Genomic DNA, 7076 nt, shown 5'->3' with positions numbered 1-7076 from the left:
AAAAATGATTAAGGAGGGTTTTAATGAAAAGGGTAGTTGCGTTATTAATTATGCTTATCGTGGTAATTAGTATGTTTACAGGATGTGCAACAACTACTTCTGATTCTCAGGGATATGTCGCTTACTAACGGCATGAATTTACTGGGTATTGGGATTTCTTATCAGTACATAATTAAAGGTATAATTTTTATATTAGCAGTTGCTTTTGACGTGTTATCTCGTGGCAAGACATCTGTTTGATTATTGGTAGCATTACAGCATATTAATATTATTGAAAGGACGTGGAGATATAATGAGAAAAAAACAAATAGGTTTTGTGTGTTTTGGCGAGGTAAATACGCCATATGAGCGATTGGAAACAAAGCATGATTATGCAATAGGTGTGCTCAAGGATTTAAATGCCGACATATTAGATGCTGGAATTGTTATTGATGATATAGAATATAAATCAGCAGATGCAGCAATTGAAAAACTTCATGGATTCAATATGGATTGCCTTATTATCTGTATTGCAGGCTGGATTCCTACCCATGCAGTTATTCGTGTAACGGATGCTTATCGCAATATACCTATGCTTCTTTGGGGACTATGTGGCTGGCGTGAGAATGATCGTATTATTACTACTGCCGATCAAGCAGGTACTACTGCCGTTCGTCCTACTTTTGAAGCGATGGATTATAGATTTAAATATGTGTATAGTATAATCGATCAACCGGCTCCTACGGATAAAATTTCTGCATTTGTAAATGCTGCGTATGCAACATCATGTCTACGCAAGGCGCGAATCGGTACTATGGGATATAGAGATATGTTGCTTTATGGTACACAGTACGAAGCTAATTCTATGCGTAGTCAGATAGGCGTTGAGGTTGAGTCGTTTGAGATGTTAGAAATGATACAGAATACTGAAAAATTAGATCCAGACAAAGTTAAAGAAGTAGTTTCTTTTGTTAGAAATAACTGGGAGTTTATGGCGGAATGTGATGATTCTGTAATAGAAACCGGTGTAAAATATGCTTTAGCAGTAGGAAAGAAAATTGAAGAACGAAATTATGAGGCAGTTACTCTTAATGATGTAGATGGTATGAAAAAACTATTGGAATTTCCTCCAGCTATGATGTTTATGTTATTAGATCATTATTATTGTGTGCAAACTACTCCGGAGAATGATGTAATGGGAAATGTTACGCAGTTAATGGTTAAATATGCAACTGGGCAAACTGCTGCATACCTTGAATATTATGAATTCTTCAAAGATAGTTTGTTAATGGGTGTGCCAGACTATATACCTAAGGCAATAACTAAAGGAAATATCAAGATTCTTCCTACATCATTTGGTATGTTGTCGGGTTCTTTGCTCAATGTATCCAAACTCAAAACGGGAAAACTTACTTGTTCAAGGCTTTTCTATAAAAAGGGAAAGTATTATATGCATATTTATACTGGCGAAGCCAAGGCACCCCCGATATGGGAGGAATGCGGTTGGAAATCGCCTGCACCTCAGCTTCCAAGTTTAGAAGTATTTTTAGATAATTGTACTGTTGAAGAGTTTGCCCAAAAAGTACCTTCGCAGCATGTCATCATAAGTTATGGAGATAATACACAAACTTTGTATGATATGTGCATGTTGTTAGATATTAAAGTTATTTGATAAGAGATCAGTATTTAGAAGTTACCTTAATTCGTTGTGTTAGTTGATTTTACAGATGAAACTTGCAAATAAAAACTCCAGTATGTAATATTACCCTGTTGTCGGTTAAGTTTGTTAAATAAGAATGCAGTTGACAAGGGAAAAATTAGCATACTGGAGTTTAATAAAAATGGCATTTTCTAGTAGACTAACTTAATACTGAAAGAGTTTGCACTAAATCAATTCGAGCTTTAATAACAAGGCAAGAATACTAAACTTTTAGCTTACAGTTAACTTTTATGGAAATACTATATACAAGCTTTATATTCGTATAATACTCCTAATTTGGCTTATATATCAGTTAGCACAACAGATTATTTAATAATATTAGAGAAATGGAGAATAAAAATGGGTTATATTGCCGTTGATTTAGGAACAACAAACATCAAGGTTGCCTGCTATGATAATAATCTTAAAGAGCTTTCATCAAAATCTATAAAGGTACAATACATTAAGAATAATGGAAAGATAGAGTTTAACCCTATTACATATTTTCAAAATGTTTGCAATGCGATAGCCATGTGTAGCAAACTATCCTTTTCGAGTACAAAAGAAAAACATCAGATAATTTTAACAGGACAAGCTGAATCTTTAATAGTTATAGATGATAGTGGAAATCCTGTTAGAAACGGCATTTCATGGATGGATATGCGTTCTATAGTGGAATGTGAAGAAATTAGTTCTAGTTTTGACTCTAAAGCTTGTTACAAAATCACCGGACAAAACTCAATTATTCCTACATGGCCAATCACAAAAATATTATGGATTAAAAAAAATGAGCCAGATATATTTAATGCTAATATAAAATATATGTTACTTAAAGATTATATTGTTTTTTGCCTTACTGGAATGCTTGTAGGAGAATACTCTATATATAATTTTTCATATTATTTCGATATAATAAATAAATGTTATTGGACTGAAATTTTGGATTACTGTGGTGTTAAAACAAGTCAACTTCCGGAGCTCGTTGAACCGTGTATTATTATTGGCAATATAAAACATGATATTGCCAATAAACTTAATTTATCGGACAAGTGCACAGTAAATATTGGGACATTAGACCACTTTGCAGGTATGATAGGGACAGGAAATATTAGAGAAGGGCTTATAAATGAATCAACGGGAACTGTGTTGTCTATAGCTACTATGTTGAAAGAGCCAAGATTGAATCATTTTCGAATTCCATGTCATTATGGGCCTTTCAAAAATTCTTATGTAATGATGCCTATATGTGAAAGTGGAGGAATCAGTTTAGAATGGTACAGAGATAATTTTGTTTCTGACGAAAAATATGAAGATATTAATAATATAATAATAAAGAGGTTACCTGACGAACAGCTTATTTTTCTGCCCTATATCACTGGTGTAAATGCTCCCGAGTTTAATAAATCTGCAACTGGAGTTTTTTATGGTGTAAAAATTACACACGATAAGTATGATTTTGTATATGCTGTAATGGAAGGTATTGCTCATTTGCTTGCAAAAAATATTGACTTTATTAAAAAAGTTGGTGTTGAATCCGATTCCATAATTTCAACAGGCGGTGGGGCAAAGTCGGATTTTTGGTCTCAGCTTAAAGCTAATATTACAGGTATTCCGGTTTTAGTACCTGAAAAAGAAGAGGCGGCAAGTTACGGGGCGGCGATAATTGGATCCATAAGCAACGGGATGTTTTATAATTATAATGAAGCTATAAGTCATTGTGTTTCTATTAAGAAAAAGTTCTATCCTAAGAATATAGACTTTTTTGCTGAAAAACATAAACTGTTTAACAGTGTTTATGATCGACTTAATAATACTTAATTATAATTTAAGCAAGTTTTAAAAGCTAGATGAAAATTTTCATATGATTTAAAGTAAGAAAATACGAGAATGAATTGGAACAATTTTTTATAATTGTGGTTTAACTTTATAAATTGTATTTAAAATGAGTAAGAGAGGTTTTAAATACCACTTGCAGGCAATAGGGAGGAATAAGTATGATAACAGATAATATTAAAGTAAAGCAAACCATGCACAAAAACTATGGAAGATGTATATATATAGCTAATAAAAAAATAGAATTATTAGTTACTATAGATTTAGGTCCTAGAATAATACATTTTGGATTAATTGGGGGAAGCAATGAATTTTGTGAAAATGCTCCGTTTAAAAAACAAGTTTTAGGGAAAGAATGGATGCTTATGGGGGGACATCGTTTATGGCACAGCCCCGAACATGAAATACGTTCATATTTGCCTGAACAAGATCCAGTAAAATGGGAAAGAATCGATAATGGAATAAAAGTGATTCAAACTGTAGAACCATGGGCACAGATACAGAAAGAGATTGAGATAAACCTTTATCCAAACAGTAATAAGGTAAATTTGACACATTGTCTTATTAATATGAATGCATGGGATGTGGAATTGGCGGCTTGGGCATTATCTGTTATGGCACCAGGAGGAACACAAATTATACCTCAACCTAATAGAGATACAGGTTTATTGGCTAATCATGTTATTGCACTATGGCCGTACTCAAAGATGAATGATAATAGAGTTTTTTGGGGTGGTAATTATATAATTCTTAAACAAGATTCGAATCAAACAACAGCATTTAAGTTTGGGATCTCAAATGAAAAAGGCTGGGCAGCCTATTTAAATCATAGAAATCTTTTTATTAAGCGTTTTAAACATAAAAAAAATGCGTGTTATCCTGACTTTGGAGTTTCTTATGAAACATATACAACAGATTTCATGATGGAAATGGAATCTTTATCGCCATTAAAATTGCTTGTACCTGGTGGAAAATTAATTCACAAAGAAGAGTGGGAACTTATAGATAATATTAATATAGATGTAAAAAAAGAAAAGGACGCAGATATAATCGTAAATGAATATGTAGAAATATAATCGGAATGAACTATACTAGACTTGCTGAACATATAGAATAGCTAATATAATAAAAAACAGAAAGGGTATGTACGGTGATGATAGCTAGAAGAGGTTTTATTCCAGAGTAGAAATAACAAGACTTATCACATAGCAAGGTAAAACAATAAAGGAAGTATCCAGGGAAATAGATGTAAACAAAACTTCCATATATCGCTGGATAAAGAAATACAACCAGTATGGTAAAAATGCTTTCCCTGGTAAAGGAAATCTCCAGCCGGAAGATGAGAAACTACGCAAATTACAGCAGAGAATGTTCGACTTAAGTGAAGAAAATGAAATATTTAAAAAAGTTGTGCCCATTTTCACAAGACCCGAGAAATAAAATATAAATTTATCAAAGAATATAGCTTCATAAAGAATCTAGACAAATCTATGACATTCCTTATATTACAGCCAGCTAAAAAAAGAAGGATTTATCTGTGGGAAAAATAAAGTAAGACGACTAATGAGAGAAAACCGTATGTATAGTCACTTAAGAATAAAAGATAAAGCCACAACCAATTCTACCCAGTAGCCCCAACTTATTAAATCAAAATTTTAAAGCAGAAAAACCTAGTCAAATTTAGGCTAGCGATATTACATATTAAAAAAGAAGTAACAGGCTGGTCACTGGATACTACAATGATAAGAAAACTAACTATAATCGTATTGAGTAAGCTATTTGTAAAGAAAGTCCTAGAGAAGAAAGCCTAATATTCTATTCTGACTGTGGCGTACAATATGCAGTCTTTGAGTATCAAGATACATTGAGAAAATACGGTATAATACAAAGCATGAGCGGAAAAGGAAACTGCTATGGTAATGCCTGCATGGAATCCTTTTTTCCCACGTTAAAGAAAGATTTAATATGCGATAGAATCTTTAAGATTAGAGCACAATTAAAACTTGCTATTGTGGATTACATTGAAACAATCTATAACTATAGGCTCTACAAAAGCATATATATATATATTTGATGTCAAGGGTCAAGATGAATTTACTTCGTTCGCCTTTGATATCTACGAAAGCAACATATTTAATTGTAATAGCACCAAGCATGCATACTATTCTATATTTATTATAAAGTTTTACTGTTTTTTGATTTAATGGTGCACTTACTATAAATTCTGTACCCGAAAGAATATCAATTTTTGCCGTTTCAGGAGACTGTGAAATAATTTGTGTATGAAATACCTCCAAGTTAAGGTAAAATAAACTTAACCAAAGAGGTATTTTTTTATGGCAAGAAAAAACCGGAAATTAACTGAAGCAAAATATTAAAGATGTTAGTTGAGGGGCACAATTATAAAAAAGAAGTATTAGGTATGCGGGTCGGTGAGAATGGGAACTCTAAGTACTGGCTAAATCAGATCATCTACCAGCCCACAATCTTACAATTATTACTCTAGTTGTTAATTTTAAAAGTTGACAGCTTATACTATTTATTTATGTTAACTTTTCAACCCACAATTTCACAGCATGCATCATAGACTTGGCTGATATCATCCATAATATAGTCCGGGCATTCTTTTTCCAGTGTTTGTCTGTCAAATGAGGTTGTGATAGCTATGCATTTCATTCCGGCTGATTTTGCTGCCATTATTCCATTTATCGCGTCTTCAACTACTACACAGTTGCTAGTCTCTTGATTTAAAAGTTCTGCTGTATGTAGATATATCTCAGGCGAGGGTTTTTTGTTTCGCACATCCTCACCGCTTACAATAACATCAAATATTGATGTAGAAATAGTTGCAGCCTTAAGGTTTGCATCTATTTTTATTTTATCTGCACTGCTTGCAAGTGCAATTTTAAACCCGGAAGTTTTCAATTTAGTCAATAATTCATTAATACCTTTAAATACCTTTATCATTGAAGGTACTATATTCAGATAGATTTGGTAAACCCTGTCTTTCATTTGGGTTTTATACTCAACCCCATACTTTTGGGCTACTCCACCTATATATCTATCTTCACCTGCTCCGATAAAAGGAAGAAAATCTTCTGGCTTTGCATCGATTCCATATTCCTCCAACCCCATTATAGCTGCAGCATTAATCACTGGTTCAGAATCAACCAGTACTCCATCCATATCAAAGATAACTGAAAGATTTTTTGTATCAGGCATTTATATCTCCTTTCCAAATCCTTGATAAACAATATAATATATTAAAAGATAATGTTTTACAATAAAAAGTAAGGTTTTCTATTGTAGTAGTCATAAACTCAATGTAAAAGCCAATACTAGTATTAAAATATACAATAGATTTCACAAAAGAGAGTAAAAGTGAAGAAAAACGATACAAGTTGTTTTAAATGCTGATCAATATGGTAAATACCTTAATACAGGGTTTTATTTATATTGGAAAAAGTATTAAAATATTATTAAAGGTCAAAGAAAGTCAAAGTAAAAGACTGGGGATTTTTATAGTTTTATAGATCTATTTTTACATAAATCCTAGCTGATAATA

At 32.4% G+C, this 7076-nt stretch carries 4 protein-coding genes and 1 pseudogene; 4 read left to right on the top strand and 1 reads right to left on the bottom strand.

Annotated elements, in window-relative coordinates; all coding sequences use genetic code 11:
* Positions 1 to 117: 117 nt before the first annotated feature.
* From PHP06_05535 to PHP06_05520, 4 genes and pseudogenes are all read left to right on the top strand, one after another.
* A pseudogene (locus PHP06_05535) lies at positions 118 to 240 on the top strand (sugar ABC transporter permease).
* Between the two features lie 52 nt (positions 241 to 292).
* Positions 293 to 1651, top strand: coding sequence for a hypothetical protein (locus PHP06_05530; GenBank protein MDD3840019.1), 1359 nt, complete (start codon positions 293 to 295; stop codon positions 1649 to 1651).
* A gap of 387 nt (positions 1652 to 2038) precedes the next feature.
* The gene (locus PHP06_05525) at positions 2039 to 3496 is read left to right on the top strand and encodes an FGGY family carbohydrate kinase (protein ID MDD3840018.1); all 1458 of its coding nucleotides are present in this window, start codon (positions 2039 to 2041) and stop codon (positions 3494 to 3496) included.
* 176 nt (positions 3497 to 3672) lie between these two features.
* On the top strand, positions 3673 to 4587 hold the full coding sequence (locus PHP06_05520) for a hypothetical protein (protein ID MDD3840017.1): 915 nt from the start codon (positions 3673 to 3675) through the stop codon (positions 4585 to 4587).
* Between the two features lie 1480 nt (positions 4588 to 6067).
* Here PHP06_05520 and PHP06_05515 read toward each other — a convergent pair.
* Entirely contained in the window at positions 6068 to 6733 is a 666-nt protein-coding gene (locus PHP06_05515; protein MDD3840016.1) for an HAD-IA family hydrolase, read from the bottom strand.
* Positions 6734 to 7076: the final 343 nt, after the last annotated feature.

The organism is Clostridia bacterium, from assembly GCA_028698525.1.
Lineage (GTDB): Bacteria > Bacillota > Clostridia > JAQVDB01 > JAQVDB01 > JAQVDB01.
The sequence above is the reverse complement of the archived record's forward strand: the minus strand, read 5'-3'. Positions and strand labels throughout refer to the sequence as shown.

Excerpts from the sequence above, each read along its gene's own strand:
- PHP06_05530 (MDD3840019.1), top strand. The coding sequence starts at position 293 with ATGAGAAAAAAACAAATAGGTTTTGTGTGTTTTGGCGAGGTAAATACG.
- PHP06_05520 (MDD3840017.1), top strand. The coding sequence starts at position 3,673 with ATGATAACAGATAATATTAAAGTAAAGCAAACCATGCACAAAAACTAT.
- PHP06_05515 (MDD3840016.1), bottom strand. The coding sequence starts at position 6,733 with ATGCCTGATACAAAAAATCTTTCAGTTATCTTTGATATGGATGGAGTA.
- PHP06_05525 (MDD3840018.1), top strand. The coding sequence starts at position 2,039 with ATGGGTTATATTGCCGTTGATTTAGGAACAACAAACATCAAGGTTGCC.